22 protein-coding genes are annotated in these 24,622 nt (G+C 45.1%); 11 read left to right on the top strand and 11 right to left on the bottom strand.

What is annotated here, in order from left to right:
• Positions 1-18 precede the first annotated feature (18 nt).
• Together NEJAP_RS04420 and xseA are read right to left on the bottom strand one after the other, a co-directional pair.
• A complete protein-coding gene (locus NEJAP_RS04420) occupies positions 19-861 on the bottom strand; it encodes a M23 family metallopeptidase (protein ID WP_236591061.1) in 843 nt (280 codons plus the stop codon).
• A complete protein-coding gene (gene xseA / locus NEJAP_RS04425; protein ID WP_201349484.1) occupies positions 854-2,233 on the bottom strand; it encodes an exodeoxyribonuclease VII large subunit in 1,380 nt (459 codons plus the stop codon). Before xseA ends, NEJAP_RS04420 begins: the two co-directional genes overlap by 8 nt.
• Positions 2,234-2,377: 144 nt before the next feature.
• On the opposite strand from xseA, the gene guaB reads away from it, so the two are divergent.
• From guaB to tadA, 3 genes are all read left to right on the top strand, one after another.
• A complete protein-coding gene (guaB, locus tag NEJAP_RS04430; RefSeq protein ID WP_201349485.1) occupies positions 2,378-3,847 on the top strand; it encodes an IMP dehydrogenase in 1,470 nt (489 codons plus the stop codon).
• Between the two features lie 93 nt (positions 3,848-3,940).
• Positions 3,941-5,521, top strand: a complete 1,581-nt coding sequence (gene guaA, locus NEJAP_RS04435; RefSeq protein WP_201349486.1) for a glutamine-hydrolyzing GMP synthase — start codon at positions 3,941-3,943, stop codon at positions 5,519-5,521.
• Positions 5,522-5,608: 87 nt separating this feature from the next.
• Positions 5,609-6,169, top strand: coding sequence for a tRNA adenosine(34) deaminase TadA (gene tadA, locus NEJAP_RS04440; RefSeq protein ID WP_268927826.1), 561 nt, complete (start codon positions 5,609-5,611; stop codon positions 6,167-6,169).
• Here tadA and mltF read toward each other — a convergent pair.
• Positions 6,164-7,645, bottom strand: coding sequence for a membrane-bound lytic murein transglycosylase MltF (gene mltF, locus NEJAP_RS04445; RefSeq protein WP_201349487.1), 1,482 nt, complete (start codon positions 7,643-7,645; stop codon positions 6,164-6,166). The two genes, tadA and mltF, sit on opposite strands and share 6 nt — an antisense overlap.
• A gap of 94 nt (positions 7,646-7,739) precedes the next feature.
• Here mltF and purL point away from each other — a divergent pair, with 94 nt between their 5' ends.
• A complete protein-coding gene (gene purL / locus NEJAP_RS04450) occupies positions 7,740-11,642 on the top strand; it encodes a phosphoribosylformylglycinamidine synthase (RefSeq protein ID WP_201349488.1) in 3,903 nt (1,300 codons plus the stop codon).
• Positions 11,643-11,700: 58 nt separating this feature from the next.
• Here the strand turns inward: purL and NEJAP_RS04455 are convergent, their stop codons facing one another.
• The 5 genes from NEJAP_RS04455 to NEJAP_RS04475 all read right to left on the bottom strand — a co-directional run bounded on the left by NEJAP_RS04455 (position 11,701) and on the right by NEJAP_RS04475 (position 14,188).
• Positions 11,701-12,042, bottom strand: a complete 342-nt coding sequence (locus tag NEJAP_RS04455; RefSeq protein ID WP_201349489.1) for a rhodanese-like domain-containing protein — start codon at positions 12,040-12,042, stop codon at positions 11,701-11,703.
• Positions 12,039-12,476 (bottom strand): DsrE family protein, encoded by a 438-nt coding sequence (locus tag NEJAP_RS04460; RefSeq protein ID WP_201349490.1) that lies wholly within the window; start codon positions 12,474-12,476, stop codon positions 12,039-12,041. Before NEJAP_RS04460 ends, NEJAP_RS04455 begins: the two co-directional genes overlap by 4 nt.
• 71 nt (positions 12,477-12,547) lie before the next feature.
• Positions 12,548-13,147, bottom strand: coding sequence for an OmpA family protein (locus NEJAP_RS04465; RefSeq protein ID WP_028469724.1), 600 nt, complete (start codon positions 13,145-13,147; stop codon positions 12,548-12,550).
• A gap of 191 nt (positions 13,148-13,338) precedes the next feature.
• The gene (locus NEJAP_RS04470; RefSeq protein ID WP_201349491.1) at positions 13,339-13,638 is read right to left on the bottom strand and encodes a YciI family protein; all 300 of its coding nucleotides are present in this window, start codon (positions 13,636-13,638) and stop codon (positions 13,339-13,341) included.
• A 13-nt stretch (positions 13,639-13,651) separates the two neighbouring features.
• Complete coding sequence (locus NEJAP_RS04475; protein ID WP_028469726.1) at positions 13,652-14,188, bottom strand: septation protein A; 537 nt, start codon at positions 14,186-14,188, stop codon at positions 13,652-13,654.
• A gap of 69 nt (positions 14,189-14,257) precedes the next feature.
• On the opposite strand from NEJAP_RS04475, the gene NEJAP_RS04480 reads away from it, so the two are divergent.
• From NEJAP_RS04480 to rluB, 4 genes are all read left to right on the top strand, one after another.
• Positions 14,258-15,094: a PHP domain-containing protein gene (locus tag NEJAP_RS04480; RefSeq protein ID WP_201349492.1), complete on the top strand. Its 837-nt coding sequence runs from the start codon at positions 14,258-14,260 to the stop codon at positions 15,092-15,094.
• A gap of 25 nt (positions 15,095-15,119) precedes the next feature.
• Complete coding sequence (locus NEJAP_RS04485; protein WP_201349493.1) at positions 15,120-15,740, top strand: L-threonylcarbamoyladenylate synthase; 621 nt, start codon at positions 15,120-15,122, stop codon at positions 15,738-15,740.
• Positions 15,741-15,850: 110 nt separating this feature from the next.
• Complete coding sequence (locus NEJAP_RS04490) at positions 15,851-16,243, top strand: H-NS family nucleoid-associated regulatory protein (RefSeq protein WP_201349494.1); 393 nt, start codon at positions 15,851-15,853, stop codon at positions 16,241-16,243.
• Between the two features lie 80 nt (positions 16,244-16,323).
• The gene (gene rluB, locus NEJAP_RS04495; RefSeq protein ID WP_201349495.1) at positions 16,324-17,169 is read left to right on the top strand and encodes a 23S rRNA pseudouridine(2605) synthase RluB; all 846 of its coding nucleotides are present in this window, start codon (positions 16,324-16,326) and stop codon (positions 17,167-17,169) included.
• A gap of 77 nt (positions 17,170-17,246) precedes the next feature.
• Here rluB and NEJAP_RS04500 read toward each other — a convergent pair whose 3' ends face one another.
• The 3 genes from NEJAP_RS04500 to ubiG are packed head-to-tail and all read right to left on the bottom strand — an operon-like array spanning position 17,247 to position 19,423.
• Positions 17,247-17,987: a YciK family oxidoreductase gene (locus NEJAP_RS04500; protein WP_201349496.1), complete on the bottom strand. Its 741-nt coding sequence runs from the start codon at positions 17,985-17,987 to the stop codon at positions 17,247-17,249.
• A gap of 30 nt (positions 17,988-18,017) precedes the next feature.
• Complete coding sequence (locus NEJAP_RS04505; protein ID WP_201349497.1) at positions 18,018-18,698, bottom strand: HAD family hydrolase; 681 nt, start codon at positions 18,696-18,698, stop codon at positions 18,018-18,020.
• 2 nt (positions 18,699-18,700) lie between these two features.
• Entirely contained in the window at positions 18,701-19,423 is a 723-nt protein-coding gene (gene ubiG, locus NEJAP_RS04510) for a bifunctional 2-polyprenyl-6-hydroxyphenol methylase/3-demethylubiquinol 3-O-methyltransferase UbiG (RefSeq protein ID WP_201349498.1), read from the bottom strand.
• 209 nt (positions 19,424-19,632) lie between these two features.
• Here ubiG and gyrA point away from each other — a divergent pair, with 209 nt between their 5' ends.
• From gyrA to pheA, 3 genes are all read left to right on the top strand, one after another.
• Positions 19,633-22,299, top strand: a complete 2,667-nt coding sequence (gyrA, locus tag NEJAP_RS04515; protein ID WP_201349499.1) for a DNA gyrase subunit A — start codon at positions 19,633-19,635, stop codon at positions 22,297-22,299.
• Positions 22,300-22,365: 66 nt separating this feature from the next.
• On the top strand, positions 22,366-23,448 hold the full coding sequence (gene serC / locus NEJAP_RS04520; protein ID WP_201349500.1) for a 3-phosphoserine/phosphohydroxythreonine transaminase: 1,083 nt from the start codon (positions 22,366-22,368) through the stop codon (positions 23,446-23,448).
• A gap of 22 nt (positions 23,449-23,470) precedes the next feature.
• Positions 23,471-24,568, top strand: coding sequence for a prephenate dehydratase (pheA, locus tag NEJAP_RS04525; RefSeq protein ID WP_201349501.1), 1,098 nt, complete (start codon positions 23,471-23,473; stop codon positions 24,566-24,568).
• Positions 24,569-24,622: the final 54 nt, after the last annotated feature.

Consider the following 24,622-nt stretch of genomic DNA (forward strand, 5'->3'; position numbering starts at 1 on the left):
CTGCAGATTAACATATTATTATTGGCTTTTCTCGGTCACAAAGAGAAGAGGATCAACGCGTGTATTGTTTAAGCTAACGCTCCAGTGAAGGTGCGGTCCAGTAACACGTCCCGTCTTACCAATTTTGCCTATTACATCGCCTGTACTGAGGATGTCGCCTACTTTTACATCAATTTTACTCATATGGCAGTACATAGTCGTTAACCCATTGCCGTGATCCAAAACAACGGTGTTGCCATTAAAAAAGTAGCTGCCAACGGCAGCTACAGTAGCGTTTGCTGGAGCCCAGATGGGGGCGCCCAACGGAGCTGCGATATCTAGCCCACTATGGGGGTTGCGAGCTTGCTTGTTAAAAAAGCGTTTTAAGCCAAAAGGGCTACTAAAAGGCCCTTTTGCGGGCAGAATGAATTCGCTGACGGTCTGCTCGGGTGTTGTCCACAGTTTGAAAGCCGCCGTCATTTCTGCTTTCTCACGTTTCCAGCGCTCTATTTGCTTAGGGTCTGGGTTGACATGCTTCTTATTTTTAATGGTGAGGTACTGTGCTTTGTATTCTTTACCCTCAATAGTAAAAGGGTAGGAAATGCCGTTGGCAACCAATAACTGCTCTTTCGCATGTTTAGCCGAGAGGCGAATACCCACAATAGCTAACCACTTTGCCTTATCTGCATAAGGTGTGGCTTTACTAGTAACTACCATAACTCGGTTGCTTCTGTACCAAGCATTAGGTAAGCGCTCAGAAGTAATGCCTTCTAGTGGCACAATGACTATGCCACCCGGAGTGTTGGAGGCTTTCGGTAAGGTTAGTGCGTAGCTGTTAACTGAAAGTAAAAGGCTGATAAAAACTATGAAAGATCTAATCATGCTCATTCCTTGGATTAGTCGGTTTTTTTTCTGAATAGATGGCTTCAACACGGCTATTAAATGAACCTTTGTGAAGCCGGTTAGTAACTATATCACCCACATTTATCTGGTCTGTTTGCGTAATTACTTCGCCTTTGCTGCTTTGAACAATAGCATAGCCTCGTTCAAGGGTTGCCAAAGGGCTAACAGCATTAAGGCGTGTAATAAGTTGCCCTAGAGAGTAACGTCTTTGGTCGCTGCGCTGATGTAGTAAGTGTGTGAGTCGCTCCTCATGTCTCAGCAGTTGTGAGCGCCTTTGCTCAATTTTACTGCTGGGGTGTAATTGTTTGAGCTTTTGCTCTTGTAAAGAGTAGCGGTGTTTGGCGTTTGTTAAATGTTGGTTGATTGTCGAGAGCAAACGTTGCTCTGTCGTGTTCAGTTTATTTTGTTGTTCTCTTATACGCTCTCCGGGGTGGCGTAGCCGTTGGCGTAAATGTAAGGCACGCTGATGTTGACGAAATAATAGCTCTTTGACTTGCCTGCCTAAGCGGTTAGCTTGCTGGTCAAGCAGTATACGCAGGGCGTCTTGATCGGGGCTGATGAGCTCAGCGGCAGCAGAGGGTGTAGGGGCTCTAAGGTCAGCGACTAAGTCTGCTATAGAAAAATCGACCTCATGCCCAACGGCGCTAATAATAGGAACTGGACAGGCAAATATAGCCCGTGCTAGTGCTTCATCATTGAATGGCCAAAGATCTTCTAAAGAGCCGCCGCCACGGCCGATAATAATTAGGTCGGCTTGTTTGTGTTGTTGGGCTAGTGTTAATGCAGCTTTTAACTGTAGGGCCGCTTCTGCCCCCTGTACGGCAGATGGGTAAATAGTGACAGGAAGGCTAGGAAAACGGCGTTTAAGAACGGATAAAATATCATGAATCGCGGCCCCGCTTGGTGAAGTGATAACGCCCAAATGCTTAGGGTGACTTGGGATAGGCTGCTTATGTTCATTGGAAAACAATCCTTCTTTGGAAAGCGCGGCTTTTAGTGCTTCGTAGGCTTGTTGTAGTTGGCCTTCACCGTCAGCTTCAAGCATTTCCCCGATGAGTTGGAAGTCACCACGGCCCTCATAAAGACTAACTTTGGCCGTGAGAACTACTTGATCGCCGTCTTTAGGTAAAAATTTAACGCGAAGGTTTCTATTGCGAAAAAGCGCGCATTTAACCTGCGCCTTTCCATCTTTCAAGGTGAAATACCAGTGGCCAGATGAGGGCTTGGCAAAGTTGGAAATCTCCCCTTGAACCCTGACTTGTAAAAAGGAGGATTCGAGTAGTGACTTCACTTGGCGGTTAAGTTCGGAAACGCTAAAAGCGTGATGAGGTCGGTCAGAGAATGAGTACATGCTGCTATCTTAATCGAAGCTTTGCAGAATAGTCATTAAGCTAAAACATTTTAGCGCTTAAAATGCAAATATGATTGTTCGTATATGGCTAAATCTGTATAATCGATCGATTAAATTTTTCTTAAAGAACGGGTTGTTTAGACAATGTTACGAATCGTTGAAGAAGCACTGACTTTTGATGATGTTTTACTGATGCCTGGGTATTCAGAAGTTCTGCCGAAGGACGTTTCTCTGGCTACTCAGATCACTAAAGGGATCTCTCTAAATATACCATTGGTATCTGCTGCGATGGATACGGTAACTGAGTCTCGGTTGGCAATTGCCATGGCTCAGGAAGGTGGTATTGGTATTATCCATAAAAACCTGACCATTGAAGAGCAGGCAAACGAAGTTCGTAAAGTTAAAAAGTACGAAGCGGGTGTTGTTAGCGATCCTATCACTTGCTCTTCAGATATGACGGTTGGCGAACTTCGTCAAATTGCTGCTCGATTAGGTTTTTCTGGCTTCCCTGTGATCGATAATGGCGAGCTAGTGGGTATTGTGACTAGCCGTGATATGCGTTTTGAAAACTACCTAGATGCTACCGTTGCTTCTGTTATGACACCTAAAGATCGTTTAGTGACGGTTGATGAAGGTGTTGATAAAGACAAAGTTCGTAATTTGCTACGTAAGCATCGCATTGAAAAGATTTTAGTAGTCGATGGTGCCTTCAAACTAAAAGGCATGATGACTGTTAAAGATATGTATAAAGCTGAAGCTTTTCCGCTCGCGGCAAAAGACAGCAAAGGCCGTTTGATTGTAGGGGCGGCTGTTGGTACCGGTCCAGAAACACCAGATCGTGTAACTGCACTTGCTGAAGCTGGGGTTGACGTTATTGTTGTTGATACAGCCCATGGTCACTCTAAGGGTGTAATAGAACGTGTATCTTGGGTTAAGAAAAACTTTCCTAAGGTTCAGGTTATTGGCGGAAATATTGCCACGGCCGCTGCAGCAACAGCATTGGCTGATGCCGGAGCAGACGGTGTTAAAGTGGGTATTGGTCCTGGTTCTATCTGCACAACACGAATTGTATCGGGTATTGGCGTTCCACAAATTACAGCCGTAGCGAATGTTGCTGAAGCGCTAAAAGGGCGTGGTATTCCTTTAATTGCTGACGGTGGTATTCGTTTTTCGGGTGATATCGCTAAAGCGATAGCCGCAGGAGCCTCTGCAGTTATGGTTGGGTCCATGTTGGCAGGGACTGACGAAGCACCGGGTGAAGTGGAACTTTTCCAGGGGCGTGCTTATAAGTCATACCGTGGAATGGGTTCTATTGGTGCTATGGCACAAAGCACAGGTTCATCTGACCGCTACTTCCAAGATGCTTCAGAAGGTGCTGAGAAATTAGTGCCAGAAGGTATCGAAGGGCGTGTTGCCTGTAAAGGGCCTATGGTAGGCGTAGTTCATCAATTGATGGGTGGTGTACGTGCTTCCATGGGGTATACCGGTAGCCAAGATATTGAAGAGATGCGTACTAAGCCTCAGTTTGTACGCATTACCAATGCAGGTATGAATGAAAGCCACGTACATGATGTGAGCATCACTAAAGAAGCTCCTAACTATCGCGTCGGTTAAATTTCTAGATTCTTATTAAGTGGGGCGCTGCTATGGTTGCCCCATTTTTAGTTTTAAGGGCTGTTAAACAGCCATTCGGTGGAGCCACTGAGCATGACTACAGATATTCACGCACAACGTATACTAATTCTTGATTTTGGATCTCAATACACGCAATTAATCGCACGCCGTATCCGTGAGATTGGCGTGTATTGTGAGATTCGTGCCTGGGATATGGAAGAGGCAGAAATTCGTGAGTTTAATCCAAAAGGTATTATTCTAGCGGGCGGCCCTGAGTCAGTAACAGAAGGTGATTCACCAAGAGCCCCTGCATTGGTGTTTGATCTGGGTGTCCCTGTGTTGGGTATTTGTTATGGCATGCAAACTATGGCAGCTCAGCTGGGAGGTAAAGTAGAGACCTCTGATCAGCGTGAGTTTGGTTATGCTCAAGTACGCTTGTCTGATAGTGCGAGTCGTTTGCTTGAAGGTATAGAAGATCATATTGCTAATAATGGATCTTTGTTATTGGATGTGTGGATGAGTCATGGCGATAAAGTAACAGCCCTACCAGAAGGCTTTGCTGTTATTGCCTCTACGGATTCCGCACCCATCGCAGCTATTTGCCATCCTGCTAAACATTTTTATGGTGTTCAGTTTCATCCAGAGGTTACGCACACTAAGCAAGGTGGACGTATTCTTGAGCGTTTTGTTCGTGAAATTTGTCAAACAGAAGCATTGTGGACGGCTGAAAATATTATCAGCGATCAGATCGAAAAAGTGCGTGAGCAAGTTGGCGATCAAAAAGTGCTTTTGGGGCTTTCGGGAGGGGTTGACTCCTCTGTGGTGGCTGCATTGTTGCACAAGGCAATTGGTAGTCAGCTAACATGCGTTTTCGTTGATAACGGTTTGTTGCGCAAGAATGAAGGCGATCAGGTGATGGATATGTTCGCTAAGAACATGGGCGTAAAAGTCATTCGTGCCGATAGCGCAGATCTGTTTTTGGGACGTTTGAAAGGTGAAAATGACCCTGAGAAAAAACGTAAAATCATTGGTAACTCTTTTATAGAGGTTTTCGATGAAGAAGCGACCAAGCTTAAGGATGTTAATTTCCTTGCGCAGGGGACCATTTATCCTGATGTGATTGAGTCTGCTGGTGCTAAAACGGGTAAAGCTCATGTCATAAAATCTCACCACAATGTGGGTGGTTTGCCGGATGATATGAAGATGGATCTGGTTGAGCCTCTTCGTGAACTATTTAAGGATGAAGTACGCAAAATTGGCCTTGAGCTAGGCTTGCCGTACGATATGGTTTATCGCCACCCGTTCCCGGGGCCGGGGCTAGGTGTTCGTATCTTGGGTGAAGTGAAAAAAGAATATGCTGATATCTTGCGTGAAGCGGATGCAATATTTCTTGAAGAATTGCATAAAGCGGATTGGTATCATAAAACCAGCCAAGCATTTGCTGTTTTCTTGCCGGTGAAGTCTGTCGGAGTGGTAGGTGATGGTCGTCGATATGAGTATGTTATTGCTATTCGTGCGGTGGAAACGATCGACTTTATGACAGCTCGCTGGGCGCACTTGCCTTATGAGTTACTAGAAACTGTATCGGGTCGTATTATCAACGAGATACCGAAGGTTTCCCGTGTTGCTTATGATGTATCTAGTAAGCCGCCTGCGACTATTGAGTGGGAATAAGCGACGAGTAATTTACGCTTAAGTAATTGATAACATTTAAAAGCTCACATAAGGTGAGCTTTTTTGTGGGTGTGGTGGAATAGTTAAATGCAACACAAAAATGATCAAGGGATGGCTAAGGAAGGTGAAGTGTCTCAGTCAGGCTCTCAACAAGAATTAATAGATCAAGCTTGGATGCTAAAAGCTTTGTCGCTTGCTGATAAGGCCGCAGAGCTTGGTGAAGTGCCAGTAGGTGCTATCGTGGTATTAGACGGAGAAATTATCGGGCAAGGATGGAATCAGCCGATCGGCCTTCATGACCCTACCGCGCATGCTGAGATAATCGCATTGCGGGAAGCTGCGTCTACTGTAGGTAATTATCGTGTGGTGAATGCTGATCTTTATGTGACGCTTGAGCCTTGCTCTATGTGTGCTGGGGCTATGGTGCATGCGCGTGTTCGTCGGGTGGTTTTTGGTGCTTACGAGCCCAAAGCCGGTGTGATAGTGAGCCAGCAGCATTTCTTACAGCAGAGTTGGTTAAATCATAGCGTAGAATATACGGCTGGGGTGTTGGCAGATGTCTGTAGTAAAAAATTGAGCCAGTTTTTTAAAAGTCGACGAGTACAAAAGCGTCGTGATAAAGATCAAGACGCGGATCAAAAACTATAGCGTTGCGGGGATGCTTTGTAATTCAATCAATGCTGCGGGTTCGTTTTTTTCTTTTTGTTCAGCGCGTATTGATGCATCGCGTGCTTTTCTTATCTGCTGAATCTGTTTTTCCCACTCAAGTAGCTCGATATATTTCTTGATGTTTGCAACGTATTGAACCGGCTCTTGGCCGCGTGCATAGCCGTATTTAACAGTAGAAAAATATTTCTTCTTAGACAGTAGTGGCAAAAACTCTTTAACATCATCCCATTTGTCGGGGTCTTTGTTGGCGCGTTGTGTTAGTACTCTGGCATCTTCTAAGTGGCCAAAGCCTACATTGTACCCGGCTAGCGCAAACCATGTATGGTCAGGCTCTTTTATGCGCTCAGGGATTTTTCTTTTTACGTTGAGTAAGTATTCGGCGCCTCCTCGAATGCTCTGAATAGGATCGGTTCGGTCTGCAACCCCGACTTCTTTTGCTGCGGCATTAGTGAGCATCATGATGCCCCTTACGCCTGTTGGTGATACCGCATCGGCTTTCCAGTGTGATTCTTGGTAAGCAATTGAGGCTAATAGCATCCAATCAAAGTCTGTTTCTTGTTCGGCTATATAGAAATATTGCTCTAAACAGGAAAGGCGAGTGTCCATGTCTTGCTTAAATGTGACAGTGTCAAAATAGTTGAGAGGGTTGCGTTTTTCGTAGTATTTCTCTGTTAGTTTTTTGATTAATGCTTTTGTTTTGGGTTTTAGCAAAAATTTATTAACCGCGCGTTTAAGAGAGCCATCTTGGTTTGGTGTTAATACCCAAGCAATAGGTTGGCTATGCCCTATAGTAAATGCAGAATTTAAGCCGGGGTAGAATGAGCTTTGAGATTCGTAAACATTTGAATCAACAATGGCGTAATCTACTTCTTGTGAAAATACCTTGTCGAGAATATCTGTGTTGGTTAGTTCGCTGGTTACTTGCCAAGTTAAGTTGGGGTGTGCAGGTTTTATATTTACAAGTTGCTCTTCTTGAATTGAGTTTGCCAGTACAAGAGTCTTTTTGCCGATTAGGTCATCAATGCTTTTGGGGGCGGGGGTGCCTTGTTTTAGACGATAGATGACAGTAGAAATACTTTGAGCATAAGGAGTAGAGAACTCAAAAGAGTTTTGTCGTGCGCTGGAAATATTAATGCCTGCGGCAACGATATGAGCATCACGCTTCTCGATAGTTTGGAAAAGTCCGTTGATTGTGTCTGGGATGATGAGATCTATCTCTACATCTAAATCATCTGCAAAGGCCTTCGCTAGTTCATATTCGAATCCAGCAGGCCCGCTTTTATCAATATAGTAAGCGCTTGGCGTATTACGAGTGGCGACTCTGATGCTGCCGTTAGCTTGGATTACTTCGAGCTGAGATATCGTGTTATAACTGACAAGCGCAGGCAAACTGATGATTACGAGGATCGTCAGTAAGTGTAAAACGTCTTTTCTTCTGCGTAAGTTAAATAACATAGGGTGGTTTTCTGGTACTCAAGTGATAATTTCGGGTAAAATGCCTGTTTTCTTTCCTGTCTGTTTTTGCTCATTCAAGAGGCTCGAGATCAACATGCTAGTAATGCGTGGAGCGCCTGCTCTTTCTGCCTTCCGTCACGATAAACTGTTAGCCGCTTTACAGAGTGAAATTTCTGTAGTGACCGCTGTTTATGGTGAATTTTATCACTTTGCCGACATCTCTGAAGAGTTAACTGATGACGAGCAGCAAATACTGTCTCGCATTCTTCGTTATGGCCCTAAAGCTGAGGTTCAAGAACCTGTAGGCTTGATGCAATTGGTTGTCCCTCGTCCCGGTACTATCTCTCCTTGGTCAAGCAAGGCAACAGATATTGCCAGAAATTGCGGCCTAAGCAAAATTAATCGTCTCGAAAGAGGGATTGCTTACTCTGTAGAATCATCGGTTGCACTCTCTGAAGAGCAAAAATCTGCTGTAGCAGCGTTGTTGCATGACCGTATGGTTGAGCGTGTATTGTCTGATATTGAAGCGGCTGCTGAGTTGTTTGTTCATACTCAACCTAAGCCACTTAACCTTATTAGTCTTAAGGGAGATGGCCATAAGGCATTAGCCAAAGCCAATGTTGATTTGGGTTTAGCGCTGGCTGAAGATGAGATTGATTATCTGGTTTCTAGTTTTACCACGTTGCAGCGTGACCCTTCTGATGTTGAGCTGATGATGTTTGCGCAAGCCAACTCTGAGCATTGTCGTCATAAGATTTTTAATGCGTCGTGGGATATAGATGGCGAAGCACAGGAAAAGTCACTCTTTTCGATGATCCGTAATACCAATGAGCTGGGTGGCGAAAATGTACTATCGGCTTATTCTGATAACGCGGCTGTTATTGCGGGCAGTAAAGCAGGACGTTTTTTCCCTGATCCGCAAACGGCTGAGTACTCTGCTAATCAGGAAGATATACATATCTTGATTAAAGTAGAAACGCATAACCATCCTACGGCTATAGCTCCACATCCCGGTGCGGCAACCGGTTCCGGTGGTGAAATCCGAGATGAGGGTGCAACAGGTAAAGGAGGTAAGCCAAAAGCAGGTTTGTCTGGGTTTACAGTATCAGATCTTAATATTCCGGATTTTGGTCAGCCTTGGGAGTCTCAGTACGGTAAACCCGGGCGTATAGTTTCCGCCTTAGATATCATGCTTGAAGGGCCTATCGGCGGCGCTGCATTCAATAATGAGTTTGGTCGTCCTAACCTGACAGGTTATTTCAGAACATTCGAGCAAAAAGTTAATGGTGCTGCGGGTGAAGAAGTGCGTGGTTATCATAAGCCGATCATGATTGCCGGCGGTATGGGTAATATCCGTGATGGTCACGTTGATAAAGGCCAGATTAGTGTTGGCGCTAAGCTGATCTGTCTAGGTGGTCCTGCCATGTTGATTGGTTTAGGTGGCGGTGCTGCATCTTCTATGTCATCGGGTACGTCCTCTGAAAATTTAGATTTTGCATCGGTTCAACGTGATAATCCTGAACTAGAACGCCGTTGCCAGGAAGTGATTGATCGCTGTTGGCAGCAAGGCGAAGACAACCCTATCGCATTTATTCATGATGTGGGGGCGGGCGGCTTGTCTAACGCATTCCCTGAACTCGTTAAAGATGGTGGGTGTGGTGGTCATTTTGAGCTGCGCAATGTGAATAATGATGAGCCAGGAATGTCTCCTTTGGAGATCTGGTGTAACGAAGCTCAAGAGCGTTATGTGCTGGCTGTGAAGCCTGAAGATATGGCGCGCTTTGAAGCTTTATGTGCACGCGAGCGTTGCCCATATGCTGTTGTTGGAGATGCGACTGAAGAGCATCATCTAACGCTGGGCGATACGCACTTTGATAACAAGCCTGTTGACCTGCCAATGAGCGTGCTTTTTGGTAAGCCACCAAAAATGCATCGATCAGTTGAGCGTATAGCCTATGAAGTTCCTGAGTTCGAAACGAGCGATATTCAACTGGATGACGCAATTGAGCGTGTACTTAAGCTCCCTGCGGTCGCCTCTAAGTCATTCTTGATTACGATTGGTGACCGCTCTATTACGGGGCAGGTTGCGCGTGACCAGATGGTGGGTCCATGGCAGGTTCCTGTAGCTGATTGTGCTGTTACTACGGCGGCATATGATACTTATGCTGGTGAAGCGATGGCTATGGGTGAGCGTACACCGCTAGCGTTGGTTGATGCTGCTGCGTCAGGGCGAATGGCTATTGGTGAAGTGCTCACAAATATTGCAGCAGCGCCTATCGCTGATATTTCTGATGTTAAGTTATCAGCTAACTGGATGTGTGCTGCGGGGCACCCTGGTGAAGATGAGAAGCTATATGACACAGTGAAAGCTGTCGGTATGGAGTTGTGCCCAGAGCTAGGCATTACTGTGCCTGTGGGTAAAGATTCAATGTCGATGCGGACAGTATGGAAAGATGGTGAAGAAGATAAGAGCGTAACGGCGCCATTATCACTTATCATCTCTGGTTTTGCTCCGGTGACTGATGCCCGTAAAGCGTTAACACCGCAATTGCGTTCTGACCAGGGTCATACCGATCTGATTCTGCTTGATCTTGGTAATGGCAAAAACCGTTTGGGTTTGTCTGCCTTGGCGCAGGTTTATAATAGAGTTGGTACGACGGTGCCTAATGTCGATGATGCGCAGCAGTTGGCGACATTCTTTTCTGCTATTCAAGAGCTTAATAACTTAGGGCTGTTGCTGGCTTATCATGATCGTTCGGATGGTGGGTTATTAGCAACTATTACTGAAATGTCTTTTGCGGGGCATGTTGGCGTTGATCTTAACCTAGATCTCATTGCTGAAGATAAATCAGAATGGCTTGCGGCTCTCTTTAATGAAGAGTTGGGTGCTGTAATTCAGGTAAGACGTGAAGATACTGAGCGTGTATTAGTGGAGCTAAATGCTGCAGGCTTGGGTGATATTGTCATGGTTGTCGGCTCGACTAACTCGGATGATGAGGTACGTCTGCACTTTGACGAAGATGAGATTTATAGTGCATCGCGTGTACAGCTGCAGCGCTGGTGGTCTGAAACTTCTTATCGTTTGCAGTCTTTGCGAGATAACTCTGCGTGCGCAGACCAAGAATTTGATCGTGTGTTGGATAAAGCGGATCCAGGTATTCAGGTGGCATTGTCATATGATGTTAATGAAGATGTGGCAGCACCGTTCATTGCTACAGGCGAGCGTCCGCGCGTTGCTATTCTTCGTGAGCAAGGCGTTAATGGTCAGATAGAGATGGCAGCTGCATTTGATCGTGCAGGTTTTGCGACTATCGATGTTCATATGAGCGACATACTTGAGGGGCGCGTTTCTTTGGATGCGTTTAAAGGCTTGGTAGCGTGTGGTGGATTCTCGTACGGTGACGTATTGGGAGCAGGTGAAGGTTGGGCTAAGTCCATTCTTTTCAATCAGCTTGCGCGTGAGCAGTTTAGTGCATTTTTCAAGCGTGAAGACACGTTTACGCTAGGGGTTTGTAATGGTTGTCAGATGCTGTCCAACTTGCATGAGCTTATTCCTGGTGCAGAGTTATGGCCTCACTTTGTGCGCAATGTGTCTGAGCAATTTGAAGCGCGTGTAGCTACGGTTGAAGTGCAAAAAAGCGATTCTATTTTCTTGAAAGGAATGGAGGGTTCTCGTATGCCGATTGCGGTGGCGCACGGTGAAGGTCATGCTGAATTTGCATCCTCTGAGCAGCTAGATGCTTTGCAGTCGTCTGGTACAGTTGCCTTAAAGTATGTCGATAACTACGGTAAAGTTACTCAGGAATATCCTCTGAATCCAAATGGTTCTGTGGGGGGGATTACAGGGTTAACTACGCCAGATGGCCGCGTCACTATTATGATGCCTCACCCGGAGCGTGTCTTTAGAGCCGTTCAGAACTCTTGGGCGCCAGATGAGTGGAGTGAGGATGGTGCGTGGATGCGTATGTTCCGCAATGCGCGTGTTTGGGTTGGCTAATTGCTTAATTAAATACTGAGCAGGTTCATTTAAAAGGCAGCTGATTTAGCTGCCTTTTTTATGACTTTTCTGTAGGGAAATCGTGTTTCCACCAGAGGCGCATGCCGCCGTGAAGCTCATAGGCATTATAGCCGTGGCGTAATAATTCTCTAACAATAGGTGTGCTTCGGTGGGCTGTAAGGCAGATGCAGATAATGGTTTTGTCTTTGGGGATTTTGGTTAAATCTACGCTGAAAACCGAGCGGGAATGGCTTGAAGGAATGTGGCTTAATTTCCACTCAGTATGGCTGCGTACGTCAAGTAAAAACAGGTTGTTGTGTTCCTCTTTCAGCTGTTTGTGTAATGCTTGAGCTGTAATCTGAGGGGTTGGAGTAAATGAGAGCCAGTCTTTTATTTTCATGGGCGTACGTATATGTAGCCTTTCTGTTGAAGGTCTACGATGGTGGGTAGGCCTGCTTGAACAACATCGTCTTCTTCAACTTCGTATAGATCTTCGCGTGTAATGTTATAGCCATCGAGTGTGTTGCCGCACATGATAAACTGCACATCCCTAAGGCGAAGGGAGTCTATGCTTATCTGTTTTTCCTGATTTTCTACTGCATCCATAAAATATTCAATGGCTCTTCCGTGAACAACTACCTTTACATCGATATGGTCTTCTCCGAGTGATTGAAGGTGGTTCGATATGTTAGTCATTGTTTCGGCGATGCGGCTCTCATCATGATAATTCATGTGGTAGACAACTTTTTGATCGTTGTATAGAGGGGCCGAAAAGCTATTGAGGCTTAGTAATAATAGGCCGGCGGTTAAAATAAGTGTTTTAAGGGTGCTCATAAAATCACCTGTTAAAAAAAAGATTAAAAAAAAGGCCGACACAAGGTCAGCCTTTTTCTAAAAGCAAAGTATTACTTCTTGCCAGAGATCTGAACGTCTACACGACGATCAGCACGTAGGCAGCTAATCAAAGCAGCGCCACGGCCAGAACATTGAGCGATAGGAGCTGTTTCACCTAAAGCGTCAACAGTCATAGCGTTGCTATCAACACCAGCAGAGCGAAGAGCTGCTGCAACGTTGTCAGCACGGCGACGAGATAGAGCGTCGTTGTATGCGCTTGAACCGATAGGGTCAGCATTACCGATTAAACGGATGCTCTTAACAGTAGCCAAGCCGTTAACGTAGTTAGCGATGTCAGAAACGCTATCTACAACAGCGCTATCGAAATCAAAGAATACAGCGAATTTTTTATCAGCAGCCATCATTGCTGGAGCTGGAGCAGCTGGTGTTGGAGCTGGAGCAGCGGCAGTCATTTTCTGGTAACCGTCACAGCCTTCAACTGTTGCGTCGTCTTGTCCCCAGGTACCAGTATGCCAGCACTCACCAAAACCTGTGCGCCATACAGTATCACCAGAGTCAGTAACGTAACCGCTGTTTACTGGGTGAGCCAGGGCAGCAGCTGACATGCTCATCGCAAGAGCGAAACCTGCGGTCATAGCGAGCTTTTTCATATTAATATCCTTGTAAAAAGTGGGTTATAGCATTCGTAATATTTCATGAATCTAGCCCACTGTCTATTAATCTACGTTTAACAGATCTAAAATGGGAAAACATTCACACACATAAACTGTATAGTATTTTACGTTGACTATCGCAAGTTTGGAACCATTTAAAGCCACTATTATTAATAATTTAGCTTTTTTTAGGGTAATACTTTCTTATAAGGCTTTACAGTGACTTTGGCATAAACACCGGCGGCTATATAAGGATCGGCATTAGCCCAATCTTGCGCCTCCGCTAGTGAGTCAAATTCTGCAATCACGAGGCTGCCAGTAAAGCCGGCCGATCCTGGGTCTTCTGAATCAATAGCAGGATGTGGACCTGCTACAAATAGCTTGCCTAGTTCTTTCAATGCAACCAGCCTGCTGAGGTGGTCGGGTCTGGCTGCCATGCGAGCATCGTGAGTGCCGGGCTTGTCTTCAGCGATAATAGCGTAAAACATAAGGTAAGGTTTCCTAGTCTGTGTTCTTTATATATTTAGACATATAAAGCCCCTGAAGGACTATAAATACAATAGTAAGTCCTAGCATGCCAAATAGCTTAAAGTTGACCCATGTTTCTTCGGAAAAGTTATAGGCAACAGCCAAGTTGATCACACCCATAGCAAGGAAGAAGGCAACCCAGGCTATATTTAGTGTTTTCCACGCATGTTGAGGTAATTCGATATTGCCAGACATGATCCTTTCAATAATGGTTTTAGTGCCGATGAATTGGCTTCCTAAGAAAGCGATCCCAAACAACCAGTTGACGACAGTAGGTTTCCATTGAATGAAGGTCTTGTCTTGAAATATAACAGTAGCGCCGCCCATAATGATGACAAGCACTAGAGTGACTAGCTGCATTTTTTCGATTTTGTGCTCTTTGAACCATGTGTAAAGCATCTGAATCAGGGTTGCGGGAATCAATACGGCAGTTGCCATGATGATATCGTCCGTGTACTTGTACACGCCGAAAAAAATAATTATTGGGAAAAAGTCGAGAAGTAGTTTCATAGTCGTATAATTAGTTAAAGGGCTCTAAAGTATATAGAGCTGTCTCCTGCTTATAAACCCGGAATTGATATGCTGGCACATTCTTATGACTTTCATACTCACTCGACCGCGTCGGACGGGACTTTAGCGCCGCAAGTGCTGATAGAAAAAGCGAGCGAGGCGGGTGTAAAGCTGATAGCGTTGACGGACCACGACTCTATGAGCGGTTACCAGGCATTGGTCAGTTCAGGGATTAGTGCTGATATAGAGTTGGTTGCTGGTGTGGAGTTAACCTGTCGGTTGGATAAGCAGGTGGTTCATGTAGTTGGTTTAAATCTTGATGCAAGCAACGAGCAGCTAAATGCCCATTTGCTAGGGCTTGATCAGTTGCGTATGGAGCGGGCTAAAGCGATAGCATTACGCTTACATAAAGCCGGTTTGCCTGATTTACTCGAGGCGGCAATTGGGTGCGCAGGTGGCGGGCAAATAGGGCGGCCTCATTTCGCGCAAGCGCTCTTACAAATGGGTTTGGTGAATGATCAGCAGCAGGCCTTTAAAAAGTACTTAGGCGCGGGTAAAAAAGGTGATGTTAAGGTTGAGTGGCCGCAGCTTGCTTCAATTATTGAGATTATTCATGCGGCGGGCGGTGTAAGTATCTTGGCACATCCTACGAAATATAATTTAACCTTAAATAAGGTTCGCTATTTGGTGGCGCAATTTAGTGAGCTGGGTGGCGATGCATTAGAGGTTGGTTATCCTGCAGTGACGGCGGATCATCAGAAGTCGTTATCTGTTTTGGTTGAGAAGCACCAGTTAATGGCTTCTGGTGGGAGTGATTTTCATAATCCGGATTATCATTGGACAGGGTTGGGGCGTTTTCCGAAAGTGCCAGAGCATCTGCCGCATGTATTAGATGCGATTCGTTAGTGGGTATTAACTTTGGGGTTATATTGTGAGCCAGTTTTTTCAGATACACACAGAAAATCCGCAAAAAAGGCTAATTCAGCAAGCGGTAGATATTATTAATAAGGGTGGGGTTATTGTATACCCAACGGATTGTGCTTATGCGCTAGGCTGCCATTTAGGTGATAAATCAGCCCTTGATAAAATAAAACGTATTCGCAAGTTGGATGATAAACATAACTTTACATTAGTTTGTCGTGATTTAAGTGAGATTGGAACTTATGCAAAAGTTGATAACCAAATGTATAGGTTTTTAAAGGCGCATACTCCTGGTGCATATACTTTTATATTAAAAGCGACAGCAGAAGTTCCGCGGCGCTTATTGCATCCTAAAAGGAGGTCGATTGGACTAAGGATTCCTGATAATAAAATAGTTCAGGCGCTACTTGAAGCTTTGGGTGAGCCTATTATGAGTACCTCCTTAATTATGCCTGGAGAGGATGAGCCGCTTTCAGACCCTTATGATATTCGTGATGTATTACAGCATGAAATAGACTTGGTTATAGATGGTGGTTATTGCGGGGTGGCGGCTACAACAGTTATTAGTTTAATAGATGATCGGCCTGAAGTTATCAGAGAGGGGGCGGGTGATATTTCCGATTTTGTATAAATAAGCTATTATTGTTAATTATATTATGTAATAAAATGTTAATTTCTTGAATTAATATTTTATTTGACGATAATGCCTTGCAAGCTAATTAATATTTATTGAGTTGAATAATGACTGATATCGTAAAAATCTTAACAAGGAAAAATTCTCTGCGTAAGCAGTGTCAGGACTTATCAATAACGGACATTGAAAAAATAATCGTTGATCTTTCAGATATATTGAAAGAAAAAGAAGCATTTGAATTAGAGCGTGTAGAAGCTGATCGTGAGAAAAATGCGAAAATTGATATGATCCGCAAAACGATGCAAGAAGCGGGCATAGGCTTTGATGATATTAAAGATTTGGTTGCAACTTCTCCTAAGAAAAAAGTAGAAGCCAAATACCGTATTACAGATGCAAATGGTGATACACATGAATGGTCTGGTCGTGGTAGAACGCCATTAGCATTCCAAGAATACTTTGATACGCAAGGTGTTACTAAGGATGCTTGTTTAATTAAGTAAGTCTATCGTTTGCGATTTGTTATTATAAGCTCTTCGGTTTTTGCTGAAGAGCTTTTTTGTTTTCTGCGTAGGAGCGTCACATGTCAGATGAAAAGTTACAGAAAGTGTTGGCGCGCTCTGGATATGGCTCACGTCGTGAGATGGAGCGCTGGATAGGTGAGGGGCGGGTGTCCGTTAATGGGCGCACTGCAACTTTGGGGGATCGGGTTAGTCATCGCGACCAGATTCAAGTCAATGGGCGAGCAGCAAATATAGTTTCTGAAGCTGAAAGCCCTCGTCGGGTATTAATTTATAATAAGCCGGTTGGTGAAGTGTCTACTCGACACGACCCTGAAGGGCGTCCTACTGTGTATGATCATCTTCCGCCGTTAAGAACTGGGCGCTGGATTGCTATAGGGCGTTTGGATTTAAATACCAGTGGTTTGTTGGTGTTTACAACGGATGGCGAGTTGGCGCATATGATGATGCACCCATCTGCCAATATTGATCGCGAATATGCTGTGCGTGTTTTGGGTAATGTGCCTGAAGAGATGCTGGCGCGTCTTAAAGAGGGTGTGTTGCTTGAAGATGGGATGGCTAAATTTACAGACGTTCGTTTCTTTGATGGTGATGGTGCCAATAAGTGGTACCACTGTGTGGTAATGGAAGGTCGGAACCGTGAAGTGCGTCGCTTGTGGGAGTCGCAGGGTCTGCAGGTTAGTCGCTTAAAGCGTGTGCGCTACGGTTCATTGTTTTTGCCTAGTGATGTTAAGGCGGGAACTTGGAAAGAACTTACCACTAAAGATATTAAAGTGTTGGCTAGCAAGCTGGGTATTGATCAGAAGAAACCCGTGCGTATGAAGCCGGCAGAAAAAGAAAAGCTTGAGCGTCGCTACAAGCATCAGCAGATACGTCATTCTGTTGGTCCTAAGCATCGTAAGGACTAATTTTTTTTGAAGTAATGGGTATGATAAAAACGCAGCCAAAGGGCTGCGTTTTTTGTGGGTTGCGTAATGACGATTGATTATTGAGCGTTTAGTGATTGTCCGTTCACATCATTGCTATCGTGACCCATTAGATACAGGTAGAGCGGCATAATGTTAGCGGGTTCTGGATTATTTTCTGGTTGCTCCCCAGGGTATGCGTAGGCGCGCATTTTAGTGCGTGTGGCGCCAGGGTTGATGCAGTTAACTCTTATGTTGGCAGTGTTTTCCACTTCGTCTGCCATGACCTGCATAAAGCCTTCGGTTGCAAACTTTGACACGCTGTAAGCACCCCAGTATGCGCTCCCTTTTCTTCCTACTCCTGAAGAGGTGAAAATAACGGATGCGTTCTCAGAGCGGTGTAATAGAGGCATAAGCGTTTGCGTTAGGATAAACGGGGCGTTGATGTTTACCTGCATGACTTGTTGCCAAATAATAGGATCGTATGACTCTATGGGCGTTCTTACGCCAAGTAGTGAGGCGTTGTGTAGTAACCCATCGATATGACCAAACTCATTGTCTAAGATGTTAGTTAGATCAATGTAGTCATGTTCTGTCGCTGTTTCTAGATTGAGCGGTACTATCGCAGGTTTAGGGCCACCTGCTGCTTCTATTTCGTCGTAAACGTTTTCAAGTTTTTCAGTTGTTTTGCCTACGAGTATGACGGTGGCACCATGTGCGGCATACGTTAATGCAGCCGCGCGCCCGATGCCGTCGCCAGCGCCGGTGACAAGGATTATCTTGTTTTCAAGAAGGTTGTTGGGAGCGTTGTATTCAAACATCGAAAGCGTCCTTATTCATTGTGACGGCTCTCAAAAATGCGCGTCTATTACAGATAGAATCTGATCTGCATGCTGAACATAGGCGTTAGCATTCCAGTTATCAGCGTTCTCCGATTCGTTAATATAGCCATATAAAGCACCAATTGTGAACATATCTGCGCGATTTCCGGCATCGATATCACGTATATGGTCACCAATATAAATACAATTTTGTGGCGTGACCTGTATTTGTTGGCAAGCTAAAAGTAGTGGCTCAGGGTCAGGTTTTGTCTTGTTTACATGGTCTGGGCAGATGGTACTTGCACTTCGTGTGCTTAGTTTTAGCGCGGATAAAATAGGTGCGGTGAAGCGTTTAGGCTTGTTGGTGACTATGCCCCAAGGAATTTGTTGTTCTTCTAGTGTGGCTAGTAGTGATTTAATGCCCGGAAATAGCTTGCTGTCGTTGGCGAGGTGTTGGTCGTAAAGACTGAGCATCTGCTGGTTCAAACTGGGCAGTTTGCTGTCGCCATCGCTGAGCTTGAATGCTGCTTTTAACATGGCGTTCGCACCATTGGAAACGTGCTTGCGTAGTTCGACGTAAGGTTGGGCTGGTAAGTTGTTCTTTGTTAGTAGTTGGTTGATAACCCAGTGAAAGTCGGGTGCAGTATCAAGAAGCGTTCCATCAAGATCGAACAGAACGGCTTCTGGTTTTCTTATTTTGCTTGTTTTCACGTTTATAGCTCAGGGCGGGTGGTCGCAATGATAAAGTTGACGTCGACATCGGAAGTATCTAAGCGGTATTGCTTAGTAAACGGGTTGTACGTCATGCCCGTAATGTCGTTGGTTTTAAGCTTTGATTGACGGATCCATGTGGCCAGTTCGGAAGGGCGGATGAACTTTTTGAAGTCGTGAGTGCCTTGTGGAACAAGCTTTAGCACATGTTCTGCACCTAGTATGGCAAATAAATAGCTCTTTGGGTTGCGGTTAAGTGTCGAGAAGAAGACATGTCCGCCCGGCTTTACCATTTTAGCGCACGCCTGAACAATGGATGATGGATCAGGAACGTGCTCTAGCATTTCCATGCACGTGACAACATCAAACGCTGCTGGGTTGGCTTCTGCCATCTCTTCTGCTGTGATTTGTTGGTACTTAACCGATACGCCGCTTTCTAAACCGTGAAGCTTGGCTATTTTAAGTGGCGCTGCTCCCATGTCTATGCCGGATACTTCTGCGCCACGTAAGGCCATGGATTCAGATAAAATCCCGCCGCCGCAGCCTACATCAAGTACTGTTTTTCCTGCGAGTGATGCAATGCGGTCGATATAGCCAACACGCAATGGATTGATATCGTGTAGTGGTTTGAACTCACTGTCTTTGTCCCACCATCGGCTAGCCAATTCTTCAAATTTGGCAATTTCAGAAGGGTCAATGTTTGCAGAAAAAGTTTGATCGGTCATAGGGAATGGTATCTAAATAGTATTTCGAATGCCTCTATTCTAACACTGGCTAGTGCTCTTAAACAGCTAGCGCAACATATTCATTTTGCGGGAATCTTTTTGGAATCTTGTGGTATACTCGTTCGGTTAAAAACAGGTCCTGTTTTTCTGGGCTTGATTGACTAGAACGAATCAAGATTAGCAGACCGAATCAAGGAAAGCTGAAACGCATGGGTGATTTAACCAAAGAAATTTTGCCGGTAAATATCGAAGATGAGATGAAGCAGTCTTATCTCGATTATGCCATGAGTGTTATCGTTGGCCGGGCCTTGCCTGATGTCCGTGATGGCTTAAAGCCTGTTCACCGTCGTGTTTTGTTTGCGATGAGTGAGCTTAGCAATGACTGGAATAAACCGTATAAAAAATCTGCACGTGTGGTGGGTGATGTAATCGGTAAGTATCACCCTCATGGTGATAGCGCTGTTTATGACACCATTGTCCGTATGGCGCAGGATTTTTCGATGCGTTATACGCTGGTCGATGGACAAGGTAACTTCGGTTCCGTCGATGGCGATTCAGCAGCAGCAATGCGATATACCGAAATTCGCATGGATAAAATCTCCCATGAGCTGCTATCTGACTTAGATAAAGAAACAGTCGACTTCGTACCTAACTACGATGGCACAGAATTTATTCCAGAAGTGCTGCCTTCGCGTGTTCCTAACCTATTGGTTAATGGCTCGTCCGGTATTGCCGTAGGTATGGCGACTAATATTCCGCCACATAACTTGCGCGAAGTTGTTAACGGTTGCCTTGCACTGATAGATAACTCAGAACTCACCGTTGATGAGTTAATGGAACATATTCCAGGACCTGACTTTCCAACGGGCGCTATTATTAATGGGCGCGCAGGTATTCTTGAGGCGTATCGTACCGGCCGTGGCCGTATTTATATTCGCTCCAAGTACCATGTAGAAGAAAACAGTAAAGGTCGCAGCGCCATTATTGTGACTGAAATACCTTACCAGTTGAATAAAGCCCGCTTGATTGAAAAAATCGCGGAGCTAGTTAAAGAGAAAAAACTAGAAGGTATCAGTGAGTTACGTGATGAATCCGATAAAGATGGTATGCGAATCTATATCGAATTAAAACGTGGCGAAATGCCAGAAGTTATTGCTAATAACCTGTTTGCCCAAACACAGATGGAAGGTGTTTTTGGTATAAATGTGGTGGCATTGGTTGATGGTCAGCCGAAAATTCTGAACCTAAAAGAATTGATCGAAAACTTTATCCGTCATCGCCGAGAAGTGGTGACGCGTCGTACTGTTTACTTGCTGCGTAAAGCGCGTGAGCGAGGTCATGTTCTAGAAGGTTTGGCGATTGCATTAGCTAATATTGATGAAGTTATCCAGCTGATCAAGCAGTCTCCAACACCATCAGAAGCTAAAGAGCGACTGACAGAGATGGCATGGGCGCCAGGTTCTGTTGTCGATATGCTTGAGCGCGCGGGTGAGAATGCTTGCCGTCCTGATGATCTAGATCCTCAGTATGGTATGCGCGAAGGTAAATATTACCTTTCTCCAGTGCAGGCTCAAGCTATTCTGGATCTTCGACTCCATCGTTTGACTGGCCTTGAACATGAGAAGCTGATTAACGAATACCAAGAATTGCTGGTTAAAATTGCTGAGCTACTTGAAATCTTGGGTTCTTATACGCGTTTGATGGAAGTGATTCGCGAAGAGCTAGAAGCGATTGTGGCCGAGTTTGGCGATGAGCGCCGTACTGAGATTATCGCGTCTCGACGTGATTTGACCGTTGCTGACCTAATCACAGAAGAAGATATGGTGGTAACCATCTCTCATGGTGGTTATGCGAAGACGCAACCGTTAACGGATTACCAGTCACAACGTCGTGGCGGTAAGGGTAAATCAGTAACTGCAGTAAAAGATGAAGATTTTGTTGAACACCTTCTTATTGCCAGTACGCACGCCACTATTTTGTGCTTTACCAATAAAGGGAAGGTTTACTGGTTGAAGGTATATGAGATACCGCCAGCGAGTCGGGCTGCTCGTGGTCGCCCAATTGTAAATATTTTGCCATTGGATGAAGGTGAACGTATATCGACTATTCTTCCGGTAAATGAATACAGTGAAGAGCGCTTTGTCTTTATGGCAACAGCGAGTGGTACCGTTAAGAAGACCTCTTTGGTTAACTTCTCACGCCCAAGGTCATCTGGCTTAATTGCTGTTGATCTACTCGACGATGATGCGCTAATTGGTGCTGCTATCACTGAGGGAGATGACGATATTCTACTGGTAACAGATGCCGGTAAAGTAGCGCGTTTCCATGAAGGTGAAGTTCGTGCGATGGGCCGTACAGCGCGTGGTGTACGCGGTGTTAAGATGAAAGGTGCCGCACGTGTGATCTCTCTGATTATTCCTCAGGAAGGTGGCAAGGTATTAACAGCGTCTGAGCGTGGTTTTGGTAAACAGACGGCAGTTGAAGACTTCCCTTGTAAAGGGCGTGGTAACCAGGGTGTGATTGGTATGCAGTGTACTGATCGTAATGGTAACTTGGCGGGTGCAGTGCAGGTCTTTGAAGGCGATGATGTGATGCTGATCAGTGATCAGGGCACTATGGTTCGTACACGCACTTCTGAGATATCTGTCTTGGGTCGTAACACGCAGGGTGTAATGCTAATTCGCGTTGCCGGAGATGAAAATCTGGTGAGTCTGGCGCGTATTGAAGAGCCAGAAGTGCCAGATGAAGCTGTTTTGGATGCCGAAGGTAATGTTGTTGAAGGTAGCGTAGTTGACGGTACTGAAGAGGTAGTGGCAGCGCAAGATGCTGCAATACCGTCTGATGATGAAAGCGACGTAGAACCCGACGCAGAGTAAGTTAATAAGCGCGGCTCAGGCCGCGCTTATTATTTATGCTTGGTAAATTTAAGAGAAAAAGTAGAAATGATCCGTAAGTTGAATTTCAGTGCAGGGCCTGCAGCTCTTCCCGAAGAGGTTTTGAAACAGGCACAGGAAGAGATGCTCGATTGGCATGGGCATGGCCTCTCCATTATGGAGATGAGCCATCGCAGCAAAGAGTATGTTTCAGTTGCCGAACAAGCAGAGCAAGATCTTCGTGATCTCATGCAGATACCTGACAACTATAAAGTGTTGTTCTTGCAAGGTGGTGCAACTACTCAATTTTCGATGATTCCGCTGAACCTCTTACGCGATAAAAAGACAGCTGATTATATCAATACCGGCGTGTGGTCTAAAAAGGCTATCGCTGAAGCGAAGCGCTATTGTGAAGTGAACATTGCAGCAACAACGGAGCATAATAACTTTACATCAGCACCCTCTCAGGATGAGCTTAAATTGAATCTTGAAGCGGCTTATGTGCATTACACACCAAATGAAACGATTGGTGGTGTTGAGTTTGACTATATTCCTGAGACTGGTGACGTACCATTAGTAGCGGATATGTCATCCAGTATTCTGTCGCGGTCTATCGACGTGTCTCGTTTTGGTTTGATCTATGCGGGCGCGCAAAAAAATATCGGCCCTGCTGGTTTAACCGTTGTCATTGTGCGTGATGATTTGATTGGTCAAATGCTACCTAGCGCACCGACTATGTTTGATTATTCAATACATGCTGCAGCAGATTCAATGAATAATACCCCGCCAACGTTCGGCTGGTATTTAGCGGGTTTGATTTTTCAATGGCTTAAACGTCAAGGTGGCGTTGAAGGGATGCAGATGATCAATCAGCGTAAAGCAGAAAAACTCTATGCTGCTATTGATCGAAGTGCTTTCTATGCCAACCCTATTGCGGTTGCTAATCGCTCTTGGATGAATGTTCCTTTCACGCTTGCAGATGCGAACCTAGATAAGCGCTTTATTGAGGAAGCTGATCAAGCCGGGCTACTGAATTTAAAAGGGCATCGCTCTGTAGGGGGGATGCGTGCCAGTATTTATAACGCAGTACCCGAATCCGCTGTGGACGCTTTGATAGCATTTATGGCTGAGTTTGAACATAAACATAGTTAATCTGTTGAAATAGGATCTTTGGATGACTGAACAAGAACAGGCGCTCAAAGTACTGCGCGACCAGATTGATTCGATCGATAAGCAAATCCATGTGCTGCTGAATCAGCGAGCTATGTGTGCGCAAAATGTAGCGGAAGTGAAAGAGCAGTATCAGGGTGAAGAGGTTGCTGTTTTTTATCGCCCAGAACGTGAAGCGCAGGTGCTTAAGCGGGTAATGGAACGCAACGAAGGCCCTCTTGCTGATAAAGAAGTGGCGCGTTTATTTCGCGAAATTATGTCTGTTTGTCTCGCGCTTGAAAAGCCCATGCGAATTTCGTTTCTTGGGCCTGAAGGGACTTTTACTCAGCAGGCTGCACTCAAGCATTTTGGTCTTTCCGCTGAAAGTGCGCCCATGGCTACATTGGATCAGGTGTTTAGAGAAGTAGAAGCCGGTGCTGCTCATTATGGTGTTGTACCAATTGAAAATTCATCTGAGGGTATGGCAACTCATACACTAGATCTGTTTAAGCGTTTCAGTTTGCGTATTTGTGGTGAGTTGGAGTTGAAAATTCACCACCATTTACTGGCGCAAGAGAATACGGATTCAGAACTCATAAATCGTATCTATGCTCATCAGGAATCGTTTGCTCAGTGTCGAAGCTGGCTAGATACGAATTACCCACAAGCAGAGCGAATAACGGTTAGCTCTAACGCAGAAGGGGCAAGACTTGCGGCTCAAGAAGTCGGTACGGCTGCGATTGCTGGCGATATGGCTGTTGAATTATATGGCTTACAGATCCTAGAACGTAATATCGAAGACCAGTCTGATAACACCACACGTTTTCTCATTATTGGCGATCAAGATGTTGGCCCAAGCGGTGATGATAAAACATCAATATTGATGTCTGCACATGACACACCGGGTGTTCTTTATACACTTTTAGAGCCTTTCCATCGCCATGCGATTAGCCTTACTCGAATAGAAACACGGCCAGCCAGACAGGGCGGCTGGAGTTATATGTTTTATATAGACTTTGAAGGTCATGTAGAAGAAGAAAAAGTGCAGAGCGTGCTTTCAGAGTTAGAGTCTAGTTCTGTAGAGTTAAAGCTATTGGGGTCTTACCCTAAAGCGGTATTATAAAAATTATAAAGAGCGCATATGAAGCCAATTTTTCTAGTAGTTAGGCTGCAGCGG

It is taken from the genome of Neptunomonas japonica JAMM 1380 (genome assembly GCF_016592555.1).
Lineage (GTDB): Bacteria > Pseudomonadota > Gammaproteobacteria > Pseudomonadales > Balneatricaceae > Neptunomonas > Neptunomonas japonica_A.